Here is a 23,803-nt window from a genome sequence, read left to right on the forward strand (position 1 = left end):
CAAATATATTAGGTTAAAGGAAATCAATTAAGTATATTTACTTTAACTTAATGTATGATTTAATTTATTTTCGAGAATTTGGGAGCCACCTTCGGAGGTAATCATCTCAGCGCCAAACCCAAAGGTGTTTCTGTTGGAAGTTGCTTCAATATATGCTAATACATCACAAAGACGACGATGTTTTGAATAATTGCTGAGTTGAAAAAACTCTGAGAAACTCTATTTAGCTCTAGCTTAAGCTATGTTAGTCCGATAGTTAATGGCTATAGGAAATAGAGAATATTTCACCAGGTAATGGGAATGAATCAGCAGCTAGGCAAGCGTTTTGTAAAGTTCATCTTTGGACTGAAACAATCGCTTAGTCGAGGACACAGAGAATTGATTACTGCTGGCAGCGTTGCAGTCTGCGTCCTGCTTTTGCACTCCATCGGATTATTGCAATCTTTGGAGTTGGCAGCTTTGGATCAATTCTTTCGCTTACGTCCAAATGAACCGCCAGAAAATCGTATTACGATTGTAGTGATTGATGAGGCCTATTTAAACGAAATACGTTCGTGGCCGATTCCAGATGCGAAAATTGCCCTGTTGTTGCAAAAATTAAATGTCCACAAACCCCGTGCTATTGGCTTAGATATCTACAGAAATTTGCCAGTAGAACCTGGTAATCAAGAACTGCGTAATGCTTATCGGTCTATACCCAACTTAATTGGTATTGAACTATTAGCAAATGACAAAAACTTTAGTGTTTTGCCTCCAGTGGGACTGAATCAGGATCAAGTGGGCTTTAACAACGTGCTGTACGATCTTGATGGTAAAGTGCGTCGCAGTTTGTTATATTGGCACGTTAAAAATCAAGTACACGAAAGTTTTGCCCTGAAGTTGGCTTTATTGTATTTAAAGCCAAAGGGGATTACCCCTAGCAAAGCAAAAAGCAACCCTGAATATTTGCAATTGGGTAAGACAGTATTTACTCGTTTTGAGGCTAATGATGGTGCTTATGTGGGGGCGGATGCTAGAGGCTACCAAATTTTAGCTAATTTTCCCAAACCCAAATGTCAAAGTTCATCTGGAGAATTTTGTAGTTTTCGCCAGGTATCAATGAGAGATGTGCTGGCTGGTAAAGTCAAAGAAAACTTAATCAAAGATCGGATTATACTGATAGGTTCCACCGCACCCAGTCTCCAGGATTTTGTATTCATTCCCTACTCCAGTAGTCTAATGGGTACGGCAAAGCCTGTACCTGGTATTCAACTGCAAGCTTATTTTATCAGTGAGTTAATCTCTGCTGCTGTTGATGGCCGGCCATTACTCAAAGTCTGGCCTGACTTGGTGGAATACTTATGGATTTTTATCTGGTCTTATCTGGGAGGTGTGACGACATGGCGGATACAACATGCAACTAGGAGCCTGCTTATTATCCTAGTTTGTTGTTTTGTATTGACCGTGAGTACATACCTTAGTTTCTTGTACGGTTGGTGGATACCGCTTATTCCCTCACTGTTTAGCTTTGGCAGTTCAGCTATTTGGATGATCAGTCATATTGCTCATATTCAGGGAGAGTGGAAACGTTCCAAGGAATTTTTGCATCACGTGATCAACACGATTCCCGATCCAATTTTTGTAAAAAATGAACAACACCAGTGGATTGTTTTAAATGAGGCGTATTGTCGATTTATTGGTTATCCGAATCAGTTGTTACTTGAAAAGTCAGACTATGACTTTTTCCCGAAACATGAAGCTGATGTGTTTCGCCAACAGGATGATCTTGTTTTTCTGACTCAGCAACCCCAAGAACATGAAGAAGAATTTACAAATGCCGATGGGCAGACTTATCAAATTGCCACTAAGCGATCGCTCCATAAAGACTCAGCTGGCAATTTCTTTTTAGTTGGGGTTATCCGGGATATTACTCAGCGCAAGTTGATGGAAGAACGGCTTAAGCGGACTGCTGCTGAACTATTCCGCTCTAACAATGAATTAAAGCTCAAAGAAGACCACTTACGTTATCTAGCGTATCACGATCCCCTGACGGGTTTATCCAATCGCAAATTTTTTGCTGAACAACTTCACGAGTCCTTACATTGGGCGCAACACAATAACTTGTTGCTGGGACTGCTGTTTATTGATCTAGATGGTTTTAAACAAGTCAATGATACTTTGGGACATGAGACAGGCGATCGCTTGCTAATGACTATCGCTGGAAGACTCAGCAACTGTTTACGGGCTAGTGATACAGTTTCTCGTTTAGGTGGCGATGAATTTACTATAATTTTACGGGCAATTCCTAATGTCCAAATAGCTGCTAAAGTCGCCGAAAAAATTTTAAGTAGTATTAGCAAGCCAATTGTTTTGGACGGCTATGCAATCCGAATCTCTGCCAGTATTGGCATTAGTGTCTACCCATACAACAGTCAAGACAGTGAAACTTTGATGAAACAAGCAGATGCAGCAATGTACCGTGCCAAGCGTCTGGGTAAAAATCGCTACGAGTTCGCTTAATTAGTCAAGAATCAAGCCTCCAGATTTTTTTCACTTTAGTTAATATTTTTACCTTCAAATTAGGAATGTGCCTTGGAGATACCTCCAAGGCACTGTTTTGAAAAAGCTTGGCTATATCCTAAGAGGTATCTTTTTCGCCAAGATGTAGACCTAGCAAGGCTTTTTATTCTGAAGAAGAAACGTTAAGAACTTATCCAAGAAAGGAATTTATCATCAGAATAAATTAAAAAAATTTTTCTTGCAAATATTTATACTGCAAAAAATATACCTGTACTATGACGGTTTATAACTATATCTCTTTGTTCCATAGTTTTTCAAATCCTGATATAATGCTACATATATTGTTTTATGTTTACAAAAGTTTACTTTTCCTGAAATATTAACTATACAGTTGAATAAGTATTATTTAATGTTTTTCGGAACTCTTCATTTGGGAAACATAGTGTTTATACTTAAAAACATTAAGATATTATTAATAAAGGATGAATTAGGCAAAATGCTTACAGTGCTTCATCAACAAATCTAACTTTAGACTGATGTAAAAATGGCTAATCCAAGACTAATAATTAAGTATAAATACTATTTAATGGCAGCAAATTAAGGTTAATCTTCAATGAAATATCACAATTAACTTGTACACTACCAGCAATAATAATTTAACTTGATTAAATTTTCTTCAAAAAGCCAGTATATATACGCAGTAAACAAAAATTAGTTTTGAAATGAAAAATGAGTAAATTTACTGAAATAGATGAAAACTAACTCCCGAATCACAAATTTGATAATTTTCTGTATAGCTGTTTACATACTGTTACCAAAGGTTGCCGCCTGCACAGGTGTATTCAATACTGCAAGTGCTAATGCTTATACCGCTACTAGCGGTGATACCTTAATCGCCCGCAAAATCAATTCTGAAAACTTAAAAGACGTATATATTCCACCAAATTATGGTGGCCCTGACAGCCATAATGGTAGCGGTACTCGCTGATAGCAATTTTGGATTTTAGATTGTGGTAAAGCAACACGATAAGACACCTACTGTCTTGGACACTAGATGCTTTACTTGGCGGCTCATTGCAGAATGTTATATTTAGGGTTGCTGAAAACCGTCAGGCTCTTTAGAGCAGTTTTATGACAATAGTGGAGATTTCCACCAATGATGCGTTTGTACAAGTGTGTGGACTTGCCAATTTGGGTCTGGTTGAGGATAATCTAAACGGTAGTGTCCGCCTCGGCTTTCGGTTCTAAAAGCAGCACTTTTGAGAATTAAATAAGCTACATCTAATAAATTCCGGGTTTCTGCCCAAAGTCCTAGTTGCCGTTCAACATCTGGTAAGTCAAAACTAGCTGGTTCTGCTGGACGTAAAGCAAGCAAGAATTGACTTAAAGGCAAGGTAGCGAAATCTTGCTGCCAAGACTCAACAGTAGCGATCGCATTTTCTAACCCTGATTGTTCACGACAAATACCAGCATTTTCCCACACTAGACGTGGTAACTTCTCTCTAAGTACTTCTAGCTGTGCTTGCTGGGTGTCCCACTCACTAGCATCAGGGCTAAATTTCCGTAATGGTAGCACTGGTATTTCTGACGGCAGCCCAATATTTTCTAACTCAATATTAGCCATTTGGGCCCCAAACACAATACATTCCAGCAGGGAATTACTGGCAAGACGATTTGCCCCATGCACCCCAGTACTAGCAGTTTCACCCACAGCGTACAAACCGGGAATATTTGTGCGATTCATCAGATCCGCAACAATACCACCCATCCAGTAATGGGCGGCTGGCGCTACAGGAATTGGTTCGTGGAAGACATCAACACCCCAATGCTGACAAACTTTGATGATGTTGGGAAAGCGGTGACGAATCTTGTCGGCGGGAATGGGGCGCATATCCAACCACACATGAGCAGTAGCCAAATCAAGGGCGGTACGTTGTAAATGGCTGAAAATAGCTCTACTGACCACATCTCTTGGTGCGAGTTCACCGGCAGGGTGGTAGTCAAAAGCAAAACGTCGCCCTTCATTATCGATGAGGTGTGCCCCCTCGCCGCGTACAGCTTCGCTGATTAAGAAGCGATCAGCACCAGGTTTAGTGAGGGCAGTGGGGTGAAATTGGACAAATTCTAAATCGCAGAGAATAGCCCCAGCACGAGCTGCGATCGCTACTCCATCACCTGTACTCACACCTGGATTGGTGGTTTGGGCAAATACCTGACCGCCGCCGCCGGTTGCCAATACCACAGCACCAGCTCTTAACCAGGTGATTTTTCCTTGATAAAACAGGCTAATTCCCTGACAGCAACCAGTTTCGGGTTCAATCCACAAACTCAAAGCCAAAGCTTGCTGAATGACTTGAATATTCTGGCGACGTAATACTTGGGCGGTGAGGGTGGTGGTAACTTCCCTTCCTGTGGTATCCGCAGCGTGGAGAACACGGCGGCGAGAATGGGCGGCTTCTAAAGTTAAAGCTAGGGCTTGACCATGACGGTCAAAAGCTACCCCCAAGTTAACTAGGGATTGAATGCAGTTAGGGGCATGTTGGGCGAGAAATTCCACAGCAGTGCGATCGCATAAACCCGCACCTGCCTGGATCGTATCTTCAATGTGTAGCCTGGGAGAATCTTCTGGGTCTACGGCTGCGGCAATGCCACCTTGTGCCCAATCACTGGCGGACAAAGCAACGGTTTCTTTGGTAATTAAGCCGACTTTCAAGGACTCTGGTAGACATAGTGCTGTGTATAGTCCAGCAGCACCAGCGCCGACTACTAAGACATCAAATTGGCTAGGAATATCTATCTTAGACAAGGTAATGGGGAGGGGGGCAGGGGACAGGGGGCAGGGGAGACAAGGAAAAAATTTTACTTTGTTCTCCTCGCCTTGTCCGCCTTGTCCGCTTTGTCTCCCCGATCCTCCTAGTCCCCCTTTATCTCTAATAGAATACTCCCACTCCTTAGAATCAGAAGTGGGCTGCTATTGGCTACATTAACTGCATGTGCAGTTATCTGTAGATGCCGTTGTTAAAGCGATCGTCTCCCTCGTTGAAGGCAGGCTCTAATTCTGTCACGGTGAATTTATCGAGGTTGGCTTGCAGGGTTTGTTTTTGGCGATCGCTCAATCCTGGAAGATCCAATACATCCTCTACGTTTTTGTAGGGAGCATTTGTAATGATTTTCTTAGCCAGGGTGGGATAAAGCCCTGGAAACTGTTGAAAAGCCCGGACGTTGGTATTATTCAAATCAATTTTTTTACCAAATTCCGTTCTTAGTTTAGCGTCTGCCCGATTCTGCCGCTCAATTGCCAGAACCGGGGTTTGCACAAAAGCAAAACTGTTGAAACTAGCAGCTTGGGCTATCTGAGTTGTTCCCAACCATCCCCAGCAACCAAGTAACAAACTAAACACTGTTAATAAACGCGCCAATCCTTTCACGATTTTCTACCTCTTTCCATCAAACAGAAATAAAAGTTTAAAGGTAACAGCAGTCATTAGTCATTAGTCACTAGTCATTAGTCATCCGTGAGAGCGCCAAGGACAAAGGACAAACAACAAAGGACAAAAGCTGATACTTTAATCAACACACAGCAGTCATCAGAAACTAATATACAGCGTATTAATATCCACAATATTTACCCTTACTGGGTTTGAATGTACTTTTGCCAAAAATTTTCATTCTGCCAAGAGTGCCTGCATAGCTGCAATACCCTTACATCCACGATTCTGGCAGCATTCCCAGCTAGACGAAACCTTTTCCGGGTGGCTAATTCTACCTCCAAACCAGACGCTAACTAGTGAGATATCTAATACCGAAAACCTTACTAAAAAAGATTTGATGCTGATGGATTGTTATGTAATATTTCTTAACTAATTAATCATCTACAGCATGATTTTAGATGTGTCGGAGATTGGCTAGGAAAAGTTTCGCTCACAGAAGCCTACACGCTGATGGCAACTGCCTACCTTCTTCATGCTGCGATCGCCGCTAACAAAAATAGGCTGTCTACCAAAATTGTGCTTAAAACCGCTCCACCAAAGGCATACCAGTGTCTCTGCTTTCGACCTAAAGGTAAAATCCCGACTGTTAATAATACTACGGCGAGAATTATCGCCCAAGTTTGTCCCCAAGGTGCTTGTACTTGTATGAGGGCATTTTGTAAAATTTGTGGTACTAAATCTGCATCTACTCTCATGATTTGCCGCCAATAGGGCATCAAATCTACTATATAAAAATATACATCTGTTAAAACTGTACCGAGTAAGGAACCTAAATAAAACCAGTTACCCACCTTGCCCCAATTCTTTGCCAGACACCAGCAAGCAAACGGTAAACCTATACACTCCACCGGCAGATGCCATACAGGTTCCCAACGTAACCAGCCCCAATAAATCGCTCCTGCTAACCAACTCCAGCTAAACCCTAAGAGTAAATCCCCCCAGACATAAGTTGCAGGACGTGACATTAAGGTAAAACTGAGCCACACCCAAAATGCTGTTAGCCCTAAACTCAGACTTGGTAGCGATCGCACTATTGGCGCTTCTATAAATACTGGTACTGATACCAAAAACACTGCTGCCGCAAACACTAACCAAGTTTGTTGGGCAGAAATAGATAAGGGCAAAGAGGGAGAAAGGGAGAGTGTAGATTCCAATTGCCTGATACCCTTGTGTCCAGTATCAGCTAAATCCAACTCGGTATCAATAGAAGAGGTAGAAGCGCTGTAGGAAGACAGTGTATTATTAATCAAAGTTTTTAAGATTTGTTACTAAACTTTATCTTATTTAAGATATCACATTTTAAAATCCCCCCCTGGGGCATTGCAATTATACTGAAATTTCCAGGTTCGCCAGCGCAAACTCAAGAAAATATTAGACCTCTTGGCATTTGTGCTTTTTGCAAGAGGGGGAAAAGGGGTTCATGTTAAAGGGGAAGGGGACAATACAGAACCTTTTCCCGACAAATGCCAAGAAGTCTATTCTGTGCCAGACTAATCCCCAAGAAGTCTATTCTGTGCCAGACTAATCCATTAAAGTCGCACTATTTACAGGATTCTTGCGTAGTTATGTGTAGCAGATGTATTACGCACAGGCAAAGGGAAGATTTAACAGTTAAAAAGTGGACAGGTATCAGTCCGCTAAATATTAAAGTTTGATGAACTTGCAAAATTTCGTTGACTTATTGAGGTTGGTGTAAGACCATAGTCAGCGTCTTCGATGATGTTATTGATTAGTAAAATTGGATTTTCTATAAGATTGGGTGCAATAGAGAGTATAGAAAGCAACATCATCAGCTAAACAATGTTCATAATGATCTCTAAAACAGAAAAAAGGTATTAATTGTATATGGAGTTTATTCAAGCTTTTATTTTAGGTATTGTTCAAGGTGTTACAGAGTTTTTGCCAATCAGCAGCACTGCACATCTTCTAATTGTGACAAAAGTCTTTGGTTGGAAAGAACTAGGCTCTAAAGATTTTGTTGATGCGATTCAATTTGGCAGTGTTATAGCAATTCTGGGATATTTTTGGTCGCTGATTTATAGTATTGTCAAAGGTGGAATTGAAGCACTAAAAGACAAAGATTGGCAGCGTGAAGAATGGAAAATTCTTGTAGGTATTGTAGTAGGAACACTACCTGCTTTAATTTTTGGCTTTCTTTTGAAAGATATTTTACCTGAGAGTGCATTAATTATTGCCATTATGTCAATCATCATGGCACTGATACTAGCTTTGGCAGAAAAAATTGGCACTCGGAAGCGAGGTTTCGATTCATTGCAGATTCGGGATGGTATTTTAGTTGGATTGGGACAAACACTTGCTTTGATTCCGGGTGTTTCTCGTTCTGGTTCGACCTTGACGACTGCCTTATTTTTAGGATTAGAACGTGATACAGCAGCAAAATTCTCATTTTTGTTAGGGTTTCCAACTCTAACCATTGCTACTCTCTATAAAAGTCTGAAAATCTTCAAGTTATTTCAAGCCCACCAGTTGCCAGATAACATTGTTGGACTATTAATTGTCGGGATTATTTCAACCTTTATTTTTTCTTACCTATCAATTGCATTTTTGATCAAATACTTAGCAACCAAAAACACTTTAATTTTTGTTTGGTATAGATTAGCATTCGGTAGTGTGATCTTACTAGCGATCGCAGCAGGTTGGAAAGGATAATAGTCATTAGTCATTTGTCCAAAGCAAATGACAATAGTGATAGCTCCTTTGTATGCAATACAATCTGGCCTCTCTTCTTTTAGGAGAGAGGCTTTGAAACTTACCCCATTCTCTACAAGAGAAGGGGCTATTCTTGTTATGTCTGTATTGGACTCAATACAGAAGCGCTATAATGCCCAATACTTCTCTACGAGAGGCTGCGCCAACGACTACGCTCAGTACAAGTGCCCCATGCCCAATGCCCTATGACTACCATTCATCCTGCCCGAATTACCAAAGTTCTTCCAGACTCAATAGCCGCAGAGATTGGCTTTGAAGCTGGGGATGCGATCGTTTCTATTAATGGTACACGTCCCCGTGATTTAATTGATTATCAATTTTTGTGTGCTGATGAAGTCCTAGAACTAGAAGTTTTAGATGCTACTGGTAAAACTCATAGCTTAGAAATCGAAAAAGATTATGACCAAGACTTGGGGCTAGAATTTGAAACTGCCTTATTTGATGGCTTAATTCAGTGCAATAATCGGTGTCCATTTTGCTTTATTGACCAACAGCCACCAGGTAAGCGTACCAGCTTGTATTTAAAAGACGACGATTACCGTCTGAGCTTTTTGTACGGTTCTTATCTTACCCTGACCAATTTGCCAGAAAGAGAATGGCAGCGCATTGAACAAATGCGCTTGTCTCCGTTGTATGTTTCTGTTCATGCTACAGAGCCGGACGTTAGAATTAGACTGTTAAAAAATCCCCGTGCAGGACAAATCTTGCAACAACTCAAGTGGTTTCAAGAAAGGCGACTACAAATTCATGCTCAAGTAGTTGTTTGTCCTGGTATAAATGATGGCAAACATCTGGAACAAACTCTCAAAGATTTAGCGTCCTTTCATAGTGGTGAAGTGCCTACAGTGGCATCAGTGGCAGTTGTGCCAGTTGGGTTGACACGATTTCGACCTCCAGAAGATGAACTCACACCCGTAACTAGGGAAAAAGCTCAAGAAGTGATTTCTCAAGTGCAAATACTCTCGCGGCAATTTCGCCAAAAGTTTGGTTCTAGTGTTGTTTGGTTAGCCGATGAATGGTTTTTGATTGCAGGTGAGGAATTACCCAGCGAATCTGAATATGAAGAATATCCCCAAATTGATAACGGAGTTGGTTCGATTCAATTATTTATCAAGCAATTTGCCACCGTTGCAGCAGAATTACTGCCGCCAAAAGTTTATCCTCAGAGAAAATTCACTTGGGTAGTGGGCAACGCCGTAGAAAAAGCATTTCAACCAATTTTGGAACGCTTAAATTGTGTTGAAGGTTTAGAAGTCAATATGCGTGCTTTATGTAGTGATTATTGGGGACAAACTATCAGTGTAACTGGATTATTAACTGGTCATGATTTACTTTTAAATTTAGAAGATCAAGATTTAGGTGATGGTATTTTGCTACCGAATGTCATGTTAAAAAATGGTGAATTAGTGTTTTTAGATGACATGAGTATTGATGAATTAGCTAGTAGACTAAATACCAAACTTTTGCCAGTAGCAGGAGTTGAAGATTTAATCAAAACATGTATTTCCAATTGCGTTCAAGTTTAGGTTATCAAAGATCCGTTGTTCTTCGGAGGTAATTTATTGTTATGCTGGATGATAAATAAGAAGTAATGCCTAATAAATAATCCACTGAGGAGTCAGGAGTGAAGAATCAGGAAAAGTATCATAAAAAGGCAAATTTGCAAACAAGAAAAACCGGATTCTTCATTTTAAGTTTTAACTTTTTAATTTTAAATAGTTTTAGTATTTTGCCAGTAACGGCAGCAACTGAAGAACCTGTATTGAGCGTAGTGTATAGCCAAGAAAATGCGAATCAATGGGCAGGGATAAGCGATCGCCTACAGACAACAGGAGTGAAATATTGTGTAATTTCCCTAAATGATGTCAAGAGTGGGGGAGATTGGGGCGATCGCCGCGTATTATTTTTGCCAAACGTCGAGACATTAACACCAACTCAAGCGATCGCTCTAGAAGACTGGATGAGTAAGGGAGGGCGTTTGATTGCTAGTGGCCCTGTAGGTAGTCTGTCATCGCCAGGAGTACGGCAGTTATTGCGATCGCTTTTAGGAGCTTATTGGGGATTCAGCCTCAATGATACAGAACAGATGCAACCCGCAAAAACCAAGATCGCAGAATTTGCAAATCAAACTGGACTCTTTGGCAAAGTGCGCGGCGGCGTTGTGATTCCTAACGATATGGGTACTGAATCTCCTGCTGTCTGGAATTCCAAAGATAATCCTGCCGCAGTCGTGACAACTGAGCGTTCCACCTTTTTAGGCTGGCGCTGGGGAACAAATACAGCCTCAGCCGCCGAGTTAGATAATGCCTGGTTAAAAGCTGCTCTCAATCACTATTTGACAGCATTAGCGCCATCAAATCGGATGAAAAAAATAGCAGGAGGTTCCCAAAACTGCTCTACGACTGTGGCGGCTGTATCGAGTGGGCAAAGAGGCAGAGGGGCAGGGGTGCAGGGGGCAGGGGGGCAGAGTAGTAGTTCTCCCTCATCTCCTCCTGCTAAAACTGCCACCGCTCCCATATCTAGACCACTTCCTGTAGTCAAACCTCCAAATTCTCAAGAGGCTATTGACCAATTAGAACAAGCGGTGCGTCTGGATGTTGCACCCAACTCCAATGAACCGATTGACAATAACAAAGCGATCGCCCTCCAGCAGGAGCTAGAAAATCTGATCGGTCGGGTGGAAAGCGCTCATTTAGCAGTGTTAGCTGATGCGGCTAATGTTAGTGAAGTCACATCTGAAGAAAAGCAGTCTTCTAGGCATCTACGCAATTACACCCCCCAATCTATCAAGGAACAGCCGACGCAATTGGCTTCAACTAATTTGGGAGGGCTAGCCATAAGTAAAGACCAAGCTTTGGCACAGGTAAGAGTAATTGCCAAAAATTTACCCTTATTGATTGCTCAAAAAAACTACGCTCTGGCTCGTCAACAGTGGCTAGTTGCTAAAACGACTTTGTGGCAGCAGTTTCCTGTTGATCGGAGACTGGCTCAACCAGAAATTCGGGCAGTTTGGTTAGATCGGGGAACGATTGTTCGTGCTGGTAGCAAGGCGGGACTGGCACAGATTTTTGATCGCCTCGCCCAAGCCGGGATAAATACCGTCTTTTTTGAAACTGTTAACGCTGGCTACACAATTTATCCGAGCCAAATCGCAAAAGAGCAAAACCCATTAATTCGTGGGTGGAACCCGCTAGAAGAAGCAGTGAAATTAGCCCATGAGCGAGACATGGAATTACACGCTTGGGTTTGGACTTTTGCTGCTGGCAACCAACGTCATAATGAAATTCTCAACCTTAATCCTGATTATCCAGGGCCAGTACTGGCGGCTCATCCCGACTGGGCAAACTACGATAACCTTGGCAACATGATTCCCGTTGGGCAGACTAAGCCATTCTTCGACCCAGCCAATCCAGAAGTACGGCAGTATTTGCTCAAACTGTTTGAGGAAATTGTCACTAAATATAACGTCGATGGTCTACAGCTAGACTACATTCGCTACCCTTTCCAAGACCCATCAGCAGGTCGAACTTATGGCTATGGCAAAGCTGCAAGAGCGCAATTTCAGCAACTTACTGGTGTAGATCCAGTGAATATTTCCCCTAGCCAAGCAGAATTGTGGCAAAAGTGGACGACATTTCGCACCGATCAAGTTAATAGTTTTGTCGCTCAAGTATCCCAGCAATTGCGACAAAAGCAACCGAATTTAATTTTGTCGGTTGCAGTATTTCCTTTGCCGGAACTAGAGCGAATTCAGAAAATTCAACAAAACTGGGAAACTTGGGCAAGACGGGGGGATGTAGATTTAATTGTTCCCATGACTTATGCTCTGGATACTTCTCGCTTCCAACGACTGGCGCAACCCTGGATTGCTTCTAAACAATTGGGAGCTACCTTGCTAGTGCCAGGAATTCGCTTACTTTCTTTACCAACAATCGGGGCATTCGATCAACTCCAGTTGGTAAGGGACTTGCCCGTTAGTGGTTATGCACTCTTTGCCGTAGATAATTTTAACAACGATCTCCAAAAACTCTTTAGTAGCACCCAAGGTAAGGTTCAATCCCCAACAAGTGAACCGATTCCTCACCGCCAACCTTTTCAAACTGCTGCCATCCGTTACACCGCACTACAACGGGAATGGAAATTTGTTTTTCAAAATGACCAATTACAAAGGTCTGCTCAGACAATTTCAGATTTTAACAACCAGGCAGAAGTTTTACGTAGTGCTTTAAATCAGCTTGCTGCTTCCCCTTCTCCTAGTAAGCTGCTAGTAGCAAGAGCCTCTCTAACTCGGTTCCAATCTCAATTTCGGGTATTGATGAGCCAAGAACTTAAATCGAATTCCTATCAAGTCAAAGTTTGGGAAAATCGGCTCGTAACTATAGAAAGGCTATTACGTTACGGCGAACGGCGGGCGCAGTTGCGTCCTTAGTTAAGCGGGGGAGCAGGGATCAGGATGGATCTTCTCCCCTGCATACCTCTTCCCATACCCAATTTCCAATTAGCTGGATATAAGCTAGTTTGTAATTCTTAACACACTTTTTATAGTGTTTATCTCCTAAATATTACTACTTGTTTAGCGTCAAAATATTGGAAAATACTTAGATAACCAGCTTTAGATAACTATTTTTTGATAATAGCTATCGTAAAAATCTATGCAAGCCTTACCTCAGCTTATCGGGCTACAAAGCTTAGAGTCAACAATTGACTGTTTGCTGCTGATGGTTGTGCCAAAAAAATCACTATTAGATGCAATGTCTACAGTGGTTACTGAGCTTTGTGAAAGTGCGGACTACGCCTACACACTGATAGTAGTACGGAGCCAAAATGTCTTGTTTTCTTCATTTTCGCGGGTAATAGAATACTTCACTAAGCATGATATCGTACTGCTTATAGCTTCTAGAACTAGCTTGAAAACAGCCAATATTTTTGAAGTTATGCATACTTCGGTCATGACATTAAACGTGTCAGAATTTTTTGAGATAGCCACAGTGGTTTCACGGTTATATCAGCAACAATTGGATCTACTAATAAATGTAGATAATCAAAGTAGCATTGTCGCTAATATTACCCTTGAAACTAGAGGTAAAGCTAGTATTAGTTCCTTTGAGGTAAAACATCACATTCCCATTGACAGACAATTACCCAAGTACAAATGGTTACTAGCACGCGCTATAGTACGTAAAGAGACGGTAAGTAAACCTACTCACCTCATTGGAGTTTATGAGGAGGATTTGGACTTCGACTGTAAGTGTGATGCTAGGGTTATGCAGACGAATACACCCATATATCACATAATCATGACTGAAATATTGAATGATGTGTTGATTATCGGTAAGTCAAAAGCGGCAAAATTAGAGTATAGACCAGCATCCTTCAATTTGGTCAAATCCTGTCGACAATTGCGAGCAAAAGTACAGATTAAATGTATGTTTGAATTTTTTGCTTGCACTATCAATATCAGTAATATACTAATCACTGGATTAAAAATAGCAATTTTTATAAAAAATTATGTAAATATTTCCGAGTTTAAAATTTTTGTAACAAAAACGCTGGGATTTGTGAGAAAATATACTGTCATTTTACCATTAAAATAATCAAATATAAATTGAGGTAATTATTATGCCTAAAATTTTAATAATAGAAGATGAAGAAGCAGTCCGTGAAAACATTTTAGATTTGCTAGAAGCTGAAGATTTTGAAACTATTGCTGCCGCTAATGGCAGAATCGGGGTACATTTGGCTATCTGTGAAGTTCCCGATTTAATTCTCTGCGATATGATGATGCCAGAAATTGACGGTTATGGCGTGCTAACAGCGTTACGCCAAGATCCATCAACGGCAACAATTCCCTTCATTTTTCTAACTGCCAAATCTGCCAAATCTGACTTCCGTCAAGGTATGAATATGGGTGCTGATGACTATATAACTAAGCCATTTACTCGTGCTGAGTTATTAAGTGCTATCATCAACAGGTTAGAAAAGCACGCTACTTTAAAAAGGTATTTATCTCCTCAGACTGTAATTAATAACTTGTCCCCAAAAATACAGTTATTAGAAATTAGCTTACACCGAGCTATCAAACAACATAATTTTCAAGAATTTGAAATTTATTATCAACCAATAGTCGATATTGCTTCTGGTAAGATAGTCGCTGCTGAAAGTTTACTACGCTGGCAAAGTCCAGAATTGGGAATGATTTACCCAACAGAATTTGTTACTTTAGCAGAGTCTACAGGTTTAATTGTTCCTATTGGAAAATGGGTATTAAAAAGTGTATGCAAACAAATTAAAAACTGGCGCGATGCCGGAATTTGTTCCTTGATTATTGCTGTGAATCTGTCAGTAATTGAATTTAATCAACCAGATTTTATTCATAAAATAGTCAATTTTATAACTGTCAATGATTTAGAACCACATTATTTAGAAGTAGAACTTACTGAAAGTATGATTATGCAAGATGTAAATAGTGCGATCGCTACTATGACCAAATTGCAATCTTTGGGTGTAAAAATTGCGATCGATGATTTTGGAACGGGCTACTCTTCTTTAATTTATCTGAAAAATTTACCAATTAATACATTAAAAATTGACCGTTATTTTATCCACAATGTTGCTAACGATCCACAGAAGTCAGCCATTACGAAAGCATTAATTCAAATGGCTCATAATCTTAATCTAGATGTAGTTGCTGAAGGTGTAGAGACGGAAGCAGAACTGGCTTTTTTGCGCCAACACAACTGTGATTCTATGCAAGGCTTTCTATTTAGTCGCCCCTTACCAGCAGCAGAATTTGAAAATTTGTTGTTAACCAAATAAATGCTTATATGTGTAAATATTGGGCATTGGGAGTATAATTATAGTCCCCAGCTATAGCAATCCGATTTGATTTCTAAACTTATTTTTGTAGGAGGCAAGAGGCAAGAAGGCTCCTTGAGTTGTAATGAATTTTTTCAGAAATCAAATATGAGTCCTATACCAGTACTTTGTAAGTTGATTAAGTAAGAAAAATCAAACTTTAGACTGGCGACAGTTATAAAGTCTCAAGTCTACAGTAGGAACATTGTGTATAGTGTCTACAACCATGAAAGTTCCTGCGCGTTTTTTGCTGCCAATTTTTTTAATGATTTTGGCAGCAGCCTGTAACCAGACTCGCGCTAACTCAGATAATCCCACACCTCAAAAATCTGTACCTTCTGCCCAACTGACACAGAATCATACACAACCAAAAAATATTGTCCGTACTGAAGCACTTTCACCTACACCCATCCGAATCAATCTGAAGAATTTACCAGCACCCTTCGCAACCGAAAGCGCCTCGAAGCGGCCTGAGGTTGTGCCCATTCCCCAAAATCCGGTGCTGCGCGTACCACCAGGCTTCACAGTAAACGTTTTTGCCGAAGGTTTAGATGCCCCACGCTGGCTAGCTTTAACCCCCAATGGTGATGTTTTAGTAACTGAAACCGGGCAAAATCGCATTCGTCTATTGCGTGACAGCAACGGCGATGGTGTCGCTGACGTTCGAGAAACCTTTGCTAGTCGGGACAACGGACTTAATAGACCCTTTGGAATGGCTTTTGCAGGTAATTCCTTTTTTCTGGGGAACACAGATGCTGTGGTGCGTTTTCCCTATACGAAAGATCAAAACAAGATTACAGGTAAGGGGGAAAAAATTGCCGATTTGCCCGCTCAAGGTTATAACAACCATTGGACGCGCAATGTCGTTGTGTCGCCCGATCGCAATAAATTATATATTTCAGTTGGATCGGGAACCAATGTCGATGAGGAACCTCTACCACGGGCTTCGATACAGGTGATGAATTTAGATGGTTCCCAGCAGCAAACTTTCGCTTCCGGCTTGCGTAACCCTGTTGGTTTAGACTTTCATCCTGTAACTAAGGAACTTTATACCACTGTCAACGAACGGGATGGAATTGGTGATGATTTGGTTCCAGACTATCTGACACGCGTTAAACAGGGGGCATTTTACGGCTGGCCCTATGCTTATCTAACACCAAACAACCTCGATCCGCGCCAGAAGACGGGTGACAAAAGTAAACGTCCTGATTTAGTCGCCCAGACTCAAACGCCAGATGTACTGTTTCAGGCGCACTCCGCAGCATTGGGTTTGCAGTTTTATGATGGGAAAACGTTTCCCAAAAAATATCAGAACGGTGCTTTTGCTGCTTTCCGTGGTTCTTGGAATCGCGATCGCGGCACTGGTTATAAAATTGTATTTGTTCCCTTCGATGCTAAAGGGCGATCGCTTGGCTACTACGAAGATTTTCTCACAGGATTTTTGCTAAATCCTTCTGTACCCAGCACTTGGGGACGGCCTGTAGGTTTACTCGTGTTGCCAGATGGCAGTTTACTACTAACAGAAGAAGCCAACAATCGGATTTATCGGATTCAGTATACGGGGGAGTGAACAATTCACACCTTCAAACATTTAAAAATTTACGGATAGAATCTGTTGCCTAAAGTAAAGTTAGAGCAGTTGTCATCAATAGACTTCTTGGCATTTGCCGGGAAAAGGGTAAGGGGAAAGGGGAAAAGGTTCTGTATTGTCCCCTTCCCCTTTAACATGAACCCCTTTTCCCCCTCTTGCAAAAAGCACAAATGCCAAGAGGTCTAATAGAGACGTTGTGACTGCATCTCCCTACCCAGGTTTATCCGTTTACGGTAAATTACTGATAAATACTAATACTTATCTGGTTGAGAAATTAATTATGACTCCCAATGAAAATAATACTCAGTCAAATATCAACGAATTGTCTCCACATTCAGGTACACGATATTGGGGTGAGGTAGAGGTGATCGAGGAGGGAGAAACCTATAGAATTAGTCGTGTGGAAATCAAGCCCAGGCACGGAATTAAACCACAAATTCATTATCACCGTAATGAACATTGGGTTGTAGTTTCCGGTGTGGCAAAGGTGACTTGTGGCGATGCGGAAATATTATTGAATCGAAACGAATCAACTTATGTCCCCGCAGCAACACTACATAAAGTAGATAATCCTGGGCATATTCCGCTAGTTATTCTGGAAATTCAAAATGGTGAATATTTGGGTGAGGATGATACTGAGCGCCCTTATGACTTAAATTTGGTCAAACCTGTAGCTGAAGGACAGTAAAGGCAGGGGGCAGGGGAGCAGGGGAAGCAGAGGGGCAGGGGAGGCAGGGGGAGCAGGGGAGAAATCAATTCAAAATTCAAAATTCAAAATTCAAAATTGAAGATTCAATCCCAATGCCCAATGCCCCATTCCCAATGCCCTGTTTGGCCAATGCCCAAATCAAAACCACCCTTCTTGTTCCAAGGTTTCAATTAACTGTAAGCCACGGGGATCGCCGACTCCTAACAGTGAGGCTTTAGCGTCTTCTCGGACTCCCAAATCTTCGTCTTCGGCAAAAGCTTGAATTAGGGCATCGATCGCTGTGGCATAAACTACATTAGAAGGTAATTCGCGGCACAGTTGACCGATTGCCCAAGCACTGTTACTCCGCACTGCTGCCACGGGATCTTGGACTAAGGCTTCGATTAATGGTGGTATTGCGCCGATCACTGCTTCATAACCGACTTCTGCCATTTGTGCTAAGGCGCTAGCAGCCCACAAACGCACTGCGGAAATGTCGGTTCTAAGAGCGTTTGCTAAAGGTGCTAAAGAACGGCGATCGCGACAGTTTCCTAAAGCCCAAACTACACCTTTACGTACATAGCCATTCCAATCACTGTTTAGTTGAGCAATTAACGGACTCACTGCTTCTAAACTGGGATTGCGTCCGATGCCATAAGCTGCACTTACCCGCACCAAGGGACAGGTATCAGTTAATAGGCGAATCAGATGGGGGGTAGCACGCGCATCTTCTATATCACAAAAAGCGCGTGCCGCTAACATTCTTTGCTGGGGCTGGGGATTTTCCAGCAAGGCTAGCATCACTTCTGGATCGGGCTTTGCCACAACTGATTCGGCAGTTAGCGGCTCTATTTTATCTAAGGGGCTTTCTAGCTCCTCCTCAATATCGAGTAGGCTTAGATCGTCTTCGTCATACATAATTTGATTTCAATCCCGAAAAGGGATTAACACATAATCCCCCGCGCTAATAAGTTAAAGCTTTATCTTGATATTTATATATATTAGTTGGGTTCTTATACATTTTCCTTTATTCATCGTTGAGTTTTATCCAAAGGAGAACCTCCATAGCTCAGATGCAACAGTATATTATCGCTATCCTTGAGTTTATTTTTCTGCACTCAGGAATTTTACCATCCATAGGGATTGGGTTTGATACCCTAACTGATTATAAAGATTCAATGCAGGTTTGTTTGATTGAAATACTTGCAGTCCAATCTGGCGATCGCCTCTTTGAATAGCCCAATTTTCCACATATCGCATCAAGGCTGTACCAATACCCCGCCGCCGATGTTCTGGTACAACGTAAAGAATAAAGATGTGAGCATGACGGTTCCCATGTACTTGATCTATGGCATTGCCAACCCAGAGGCAGGCGATAGGTGGATGGGGGGCAGAGGAGAGAGATTTTTTATTGCTCCCCTGCTCCCCTGCTCCTTGGTCACTGAGCGTAGCCGAAGTGCTGCTCCCCTGCTCCCCCTCCTCTTCTACCCACCACAAGGGCGTATCGCTGGAGAAGTATTGCTTAACTGTTTGCTCTAAGTGGGAAAAATCCTCGTTGGGAAAGAGATCCTGGTAAGTTCGCTGCATGAATTTGAGCAGCAGCGATCGCTCCAAAAGGGAGCCACGGCGAATAATGTATCCAGGTAATAGTTGCTCAGACACTACTGATATTTATTGACTTAGCTAGCTCGCGTTATGTGTTGCTGGAGGTAAATAAGTTGGAGTAGGTTGAGAAGTTACCTCTTCAATTGGTGCGGGTGCTGCCATATCGGACGGTAAAAAGATCCGGGCGCTGACTGCCACTAGAGCAAAAACAAATACCAGTACTACAAGCAGTGGAGCGATGTATTGACGAAAAATAGCCATATTTTAATTGTAAGAAGCTAGGAACTTTTATGAGAACCTAGCTAAAGATTTGTGAAGTATTCTTGATTGATTTTAGCAATTTTCTGTGCATAGAAATTGGGAATTGGGAGTGGGGCATTGGGCATGGGTAAGAAGGGTAAAGGGGAATGGGTAAGGGGGAAAAGGTTTATTTCTTCATCCTTTACCCTTTACCCTTTACCCTTTAACCTTTTCCCCTCTCTTGTTGCTTCCCCTACTCCCCTACTCCCTCTGGCGATCGCTTTCCAAGTCATCGAGTACTCTTTCGCAATACCAGTTCTCCGGCATCCCAGGATAAGTTTCCTTTGCCTGTTCAATTAACCGTTCGGCTGCGGCAGTGTCACCAGATAATTTAGCGATTAGCCTGTTTTTGAGATAGCTATCAGATAAACCCTCCTCTACCTGGGTTGGTATCCCTTGATTGATGGTTGATGGAGTTGACGATCGGGATTGTTCTCTTCGCAATTGCCAAAACAAAACGTAATAAAGCGTACCAAAAATTAAAATTAGGCTGAGTGTTCCGAAAAAAGTTAGGAGGTTAAATGCTAGAAATCCTAGAACTAACTGCGAGAGAACATAGCCAAGTAATAAACCAGTCAGTAAGAGAATAAATGTGCCGACAGCAATAACTACTTGATTCCCCATATATCCTCTTCTTCGTCGTCAAGTCCTGGTCTGGATAATACTACCACTGGCTTTGGATTCCAAGGGGCAAAGAATGGCAATAATAATAATCCCGGCAAAGCAGCTATTGCTGTCAGTAGAAAAAATGTAGACCAGCCGGCGGCTTGTGCCCATGTACCTGCTGGAGCCGTGAGAATATCTCTACTAAAAGCCTGCAAACTCGAAAGTAAGGCGTACTGTGTAGCTGAAAAGCTTTGGTTACAAAGACTCATTAGAAATGCTACAAAAGCAGCAGTTTCTAGACCAGCACAAAATTGTTCTATATTAACGGCAGCTAACATTAGATAAAAGTTTTTACCTACTACTGCTAACGCAAAGAAAGCTAAGTTGCCGACAGCTTGCAAGATGGCGAATATCCACAGCGAACGATTAACACCAATTTTGGTCATTATTGCTCCTGCTGCCAAGGTGCCAACAATGGTAGCGAAAATTCCCAGCGCCCCAGGAAATGCAATGTCGGTTTGAGTGAAATGTAAGCCTTTATCTAACAAAAATGGGGTGGATACATTCTTTAGTAAAGAATCTCCCAACTTATATATCACAATGAATACCAGGATTAAAAGTGCTTGTAGCCAGCCATGACGCTGGAAAAATTCAATGAAGGGGAATTTGACGGCGGCGGATAAAGTTTGAGGTGGGCGATCGCGTAGGACTGGTTCTGGTGCAAAAATAGAAGTTATTAGTCCTACGAGCATCAACAGCGACATCAATAAGTAAACAGCTTGCCAAGGCATCCTATCTGCCAAAAATAGGGTGACATAACCGGTTACTAGAATGGCAATACGATAACCCAATAAATAAATAGATGCTCCAGCACCTCTTTCTTCTACTTCCACTACATCAGTGCGGTAAGCATCAACTAAAATGTCTTGGCTGGCGCTAAAAAAGGCAACGGCTACAGCAGCAATTATTAAAGGTTGTAGCCCTTGGGATGGGTGTTGTAGTGCCATTACAGCTATACCTAACAGTAATGCTACTTGTGTAATTACCAGCCAACCTCTACGTCGCCCCAAAAAAGGCGGTACAAATCTATCTAGTAGAGGCGACCAGAGAAATTTTAAAGAATAGGGCAGCTTTACTAAACTAAAAGCGGCGATCGCTGCCAAGCTAATTCCTTCTTTGGTCAACCAGGCTTGTAATGTCTGACTGGTTAAATATAACGGCAACCCTGATGAGAAGCCAAGAAATAACAAAGCTCCCATCTTCTGGCTGCCAAAAATTCGTAGCAGCGATTTATTTACTTGCACAATCTTGAAGATTCCTTTTTATTTAATTGAATTGCAGTTATCTTGCCATAGCTGCTGTCTAATTTCGTGTAAACACACAAACCTGCTAAGATTTTCTTTATTTAAGATACATATCAGCAATGCTCTAACATTGTGATTATTCCTTAATTTTCCTTAATCGAATAAACCTGATGCCCTCTGATTTCGACTCTGTGGGCAGCAAGGCATTTTTCCCAACCTTCACGAGTGCCAATGTCGCTTTTGTCCTTGAGCAATCCTAATTCCTCTTCTTGTTGGGTGAGTTTAGCAAATTCTTCGTAGCGTGGGTAGTTGCTAGTAACAAATGTTTCCTTTCGGTGTAAAATCGGCGGATTTGCTCTAGTTTCGTAGTCTCGGTGAGTTATGAAGAGGGTTTTTAAATCAATACCTATGCTGGCTTTTAATGCTGGATGGGGATCGGTGTCGAAATCAGGGTAAGACAGATAGGATATTTGCGGCTTATCAGTGTGATATTTGATTAATGTCGCTCCATCTACACGTCCAATGGTGCGGCTAGCGCAACCTTCACAAATTCGCAGTACTGGGTCAAGTGCTGCTAGTGCGGAAACATGGACGTAAAGCGCACCGCGCGTATGTTTACCAATTTTGCTTTTTTCGCAAGCAGTTTGAATTACTCCAGATTTACCCAAGCTGAAAAGCTTTTGGTCGGCTACAAGGCACGCTTCCTCGTAGCTACTAAAAAAGGCTTTGATATCGTGACGCATTTCTGGGGCTAGCTTTTGCCATGCGGGACGTTTATCAAAGTGAGTCAGGGCGAGATAAACTTGGATATCCAGAGAACGACGATAAGCGATCGCATCCCATTCAGTCTCATCAGTAGCTTGCAAAACTACACCGAATGCACGGCGGAAGTTACCAAATTCGCTCAGTAATTCCTGTTCATTTTCCAATTCGCCTTTTACAGGTAGTCTACCGCGCTTGGTAAAAAAAGCCATTAAGGGTTGCAGCTGTTCTTCATAGTCTTCAAACCGCTTAACGGGGATGCGGACTCGCGGTGTATAGGTGGTAGAAAAGAAGCGGATAGCTTTGTAACTTTCTTTTTCCGCCTCATCTCGAAAAACAAAGTAAACTCCTAGTGCGATCGGTACTGCATCTACATTTAAGACTTCATCAATATAAGTTTTGAGTTCTTGTTGTTCGTAATATTTCTGAAAAGTATTGCGGCGCGTCACAATGCCATCATTGTAAGCAAGTTGGGTTTTACTGGGAGCATTAATCAGGATTTGAGCTGCGACAATTAAAACTTTTCCGGTGAGTTCCCAGGCTTGGATCAAGCTTTGACGACGTTCCTCTGAGTCTTCAATAACATTGAGGACATAGCCCAAGTTGACCACATCGGCGGTGATACGTGGGACATCGGGATAGTAGTAGGGGTCCCAGCCTGTGCTGGTGTAACCTAAGTTTTTTACTCGCTGAACATCACCACCGTAGCCGCAACCGTAGTCAAAAAAAGTAGTGTCTGGATTCAGGATTGCCCATTCTATTGCCAATCGCACGGGGCGAGATATGTCAGTGCGAGCGATCGCAGCTCTATGACGCTCAATTTCTAGCGTTTCAGGCATAATATTAGTTGTCAGTTAACAGCGAAGAGTTAACAGTTAACTAATATCCTTTCAATTTTTAACCGCCAGTTCAATTAAATCTTCAATTTTCTTGATATTTGGATCGCCTGCTAAGTAACCAATACCGCGATGCAAATGTAAGCGGAATTGGGTAGCAAGGGTTTCTTTGTCGGTGGGATAACCGTCATTGTGACAGCGTTGCTTGAGGGCGAGGAGGAGTATATCGGACATTTCGCCGCCAAAGACGCGCCAACTCATTTCGACGTTGCTATCTTGGGGAATTGGAACGGGGGAGGGTGCGGTTGCTTCTGCGAGGGAACGACAAAACGCCCAACGGCATAGGATATTCCATTGGTCGATTTTGGTGCTGCGTCTGAGTTTGGTAAGTTGGTCTTTGGCTGTTTGGGAGAGTTTTATTCTTTCGATTGGGGATTCCATGATTAAAGGTTAAAGGACTAATTTACATTATGCTTTCACATAATTAATAATAGTTAACAGCTTGTTGGTAATTTGGTATAATGTGCCCTTACCCA

General features: G+C 41.9%; 19 protein-coding genes. 9 read left to right on the forward strand and 10 right to left on the reverse strand.

The window, feature by feature from the left end:
* Window positions 1-300: 300 nt before the first annotated feature.
* Window positions 301-2,499: a CHASE2 domain-containing protein gene (locus tag RMX98_RS14160; protein WP_322680407.1), complete on the forward strand. Its 2,199-nt coding sequence runs from the start codon at window positions 301-303 to the stop codon at window positions 2,497-2,499.
* Window positions 2,500-3,250: 751 nt separating this feature from the next.
* Complete coding sequence (locus RMX98_RS14165) at window positions 3,251-3,487, forward strand: hypothetical protein (RefSeq protein WP_322680408.1); 237 nt, start codon at window positions 3,251-3,253, stop codon at window positions 3,485-3,487.
* Between the two features lie 141 nt (window positions 3,488-3,628).
* Here RMX98_RS14165 and nadB read toward each other — a convergent pair whose 3' ends face one another.
* The 3 genes from nadB to RMX98_RS14180 all read right to left on the reverse strand — a co-directional run bounded on the left by nadB (window position 3,629) and on the right by RMX98_RS14180 (window position 7,240).
* Window positions 3,629-5,305, reverse strand: coding sequence for an L-aspartate oxidase (nadB, locus tag RMX98_RS14170; RefSeq protein WP_322680409.1), 1,677 nt, complete (start codon window positions 5,303-5,305; stop codon window positions 3,629-3,631).
* A 193-nt stretch (window positions 5,306-5,498) separates the two neighbouring features.
* Window positions 5,499-5,927: a photosystem II complex extrinsic protein PsbU gene (gene psbU / locus RMX98_RS14175; RefSeq protein ID WP_322680410.1), complete on the reverse strand. Its 429-nt coding sequence runs from the start codon at window positions 5,925-5,927 to the stop codon at window positions 5,499-5,501.
* A gap of 533 nt (window positions 5,928-6,460) precedes the next feature.
* A complete protein-coding gene (locus RMX98_RS14180) occupies window positions 6,461-7,240 on the reverse strand; it encodes a DUF3120 domain-containing protein (RefSeq protein WP_322680411.1) in 780 nt (259 codons plus the stop codon).
* Between the two features lie 595 nt (window positions 7,241-7,835).
* Between RMX98_RS14180 and RMX98_RS14185 the strand changes: the two genes are divergently transcribed.
* The 7 genes from RMX98_RS14185 (at window position 7,836) to RMX98_RS14215 (ending at window position 17,854) form a co-directional block, all read left to right on the forward strand.
* Window positions 7,836-8,660 (forward strand): undecaprenyl-diphosphate phosphatase, encoded by an 825-nt coding sequence (locus tag RMX98_RS14185; protein WP_322680412.1) that lies wholly within the window; start codon window positions 7,836-7,838, stop codon window positions 8,658-8,660.
* A gap of 245 nt (window positions 8,661-8,905) precedes the next feature.
* Window positions 8,906-10,246 carry a TIGR03279 family radical SAM protein gene (locus RMX98_RS14190; RefSeq protein WP_322680413.1) on the forward strand — a complete coding sequence of 447 codons (1,341 nt, stop codon included), beginning with the start codon at window positions 8,906-8,908 and terminating at the stop codon, window positions 10,244-10,246.
* A gap of 98 nt (window positions 10,247-10,344) precedes the next feature.
* Window positions 10,345-13,149: a glycoside hydrolase family 10 protein gene (locus RMX98_RS14195; protein ID WP_322680414.1), complete on the forward strand. Its 2,805-nt coding sequence runs from the start codon at window positions 10,345-10,347 to the stop codon at window positions 13,147-13,149.
* A gap of 223 nt (window positions 13,150-13,372) precedes the next feature.
* Window positions 13,373-14,314, forward strand: coding sequence for a hypothetical protein (locus tag RMX98_RS14200; protein WP_322680415.1), 942 nt, complete (start codon window positions 13,373-13,375; stop codon window positions 14,312-14,314).
* Between the two features lie 25 nt (window positions 14,315-14,339).
* On the forward strand, window positions 14,340-15,536 hold the full coding sequence (locus RMX98_RS14205; RefSeq protein ID WP_322680416.1) for an EAL domain-containing response regulator: 1,197 nt from the start codon (window positions 14,340-14,342) through the stop codon (window positions 15,534-15,536).
* A gap of 265 nt (window positions 15,537-15,801) precedes the next feature.
* Window positions 15,802-17,145 carry a sorbosone dehydrogenase family protein gene (locus RMX98_RS14210; protein WP_322680447.1) on the forward strand — a complete coding sequence of 448 codons (1,344 nt, stop codon included), beginning with the start codon at window positions 15,802-15,804 and terminating at the stop codon, window positions 17,143-17,145.
* Window positions 17,146-17,446: 301 nt separating this feature from the next.
* Window positions 17,447-17,854 (forward strand): phosphomannose isomerase type II C-terminal cupin domain, encoded by a 408-nt coding sequence (locus RMX98_RS14215; protein WP_069068995.1) that lies wholly within the window; start codon window positions 17,447-17,449, stop codon window positions 17,852-17,854.
* Window positions 17,855-18,013: 159 nt separating this feature from the next.
* Here the strand turns inward: RMX98_RS14215 and RMX98_RS14220 are convergent, their stop codons facing one another.
* From RMX98_RS14220 to dndE, 7 genes are all read right to left on the reverse strand, one after another.
* Window positions 18,014-18,772: a HEAT repeat domain-containing protein gene (locus RMX98_RS14220; protein ID WP_322680417.1), complete on the reverse strand. Its 759-nt coding sequence runs from the start codon at window positions 18,770-18,772 to the stop codon at window positions 18,014-18,016.
* A 186-nt stretch (window positions 18,773-18,958) separates the two neighbouring features.
* Window positions 18,959-19,516: a GNAT family N-acetyltransferase gene (locus RMX98_RS14225; protein WP_322680418.1), complete on the reverse strand. Its 558-nt coding sequence runs from the start codon at window positions 19,514-19,516 to the stop codon at window positions 18,959-18,961.
* Window positions 19,517-19,537: 21 nt separating this feature from the next.
* Complete coding sequence (locus RMX98_RS14230) at window positions 19,538-19,720, reverse strand: hypothetical protein (protein WP_322680419.1); 183 nt, start codon at window positions 19,718-19,720, stop codon at window positions 19,538-19,540.
* A gap of 240 nt (window positions 19,721-19,960) precedes the next feature.
* Window positions 19,961-20,383 carry an ABC transporter permease gene (locus RMX98_RS14235; RefSeq protein WP_322680420.1) on the reverse strand — a complete coding sequence of 141 codons (423 nt, stop codon included), beginning with the start codon at window positions 20,381-20,383 and terminating at the stop codon, window positions 19,961-19,963.
* Window positions 20,368-21,669: an AmpG family muropeptide MFS transporter gene (locus tag RMX98_RS14240; protein ID WP_322680421.1), complete on the reverse strand. Its 1,302-nt coding sequence runs from the start codon at window positions 21,667-21,669 to the stop codon at window positions 20,368-20,370. The genes RMX98_RS14235 and RMX98_RS14240 overlap by 16 nt, the downstream gene beginning before the upstream one ends.
* Window positions 21,670-21,812: 143 nt before the next feature.
* Window positions 21,813-23,270, reverse strand: coding sequence for a DNA phosphorothioation-associated putative methyltransferase (locus RMX98_RS14245; RefSeq protein ID WP_322680422.1), 1,458 nt, complete (start codon window positions 23,268-23,270; stop codon window positions 21,813-21,815).
* A gap of 51 nt (window positions 23,271-23,321) precedes the next feature.
* A complete protein-coding gene (gene dndE / locus RMX98_RS14250; RefSeq protein WP_322680423.1) occupies window positions 23,322-23,708 on the reverse strand; it encodes a DNA sulfur modification protein DndE in 387 nt (128 codons plus the stop codon).
* Window positions 23,709-23,803: the final 95 nt, after the last annotated feature.

It is taken from the genome of Nostoc sp. DedQUE02, from assembly GCF_034531035.1.
In the GTDB taxonomy this organism is placed as follows: domain Bacteria; phylum Cyanobacteriota; class Cyanobacteriia; order Cyanobacteriales; family Nostocaceae; genus Nostoc.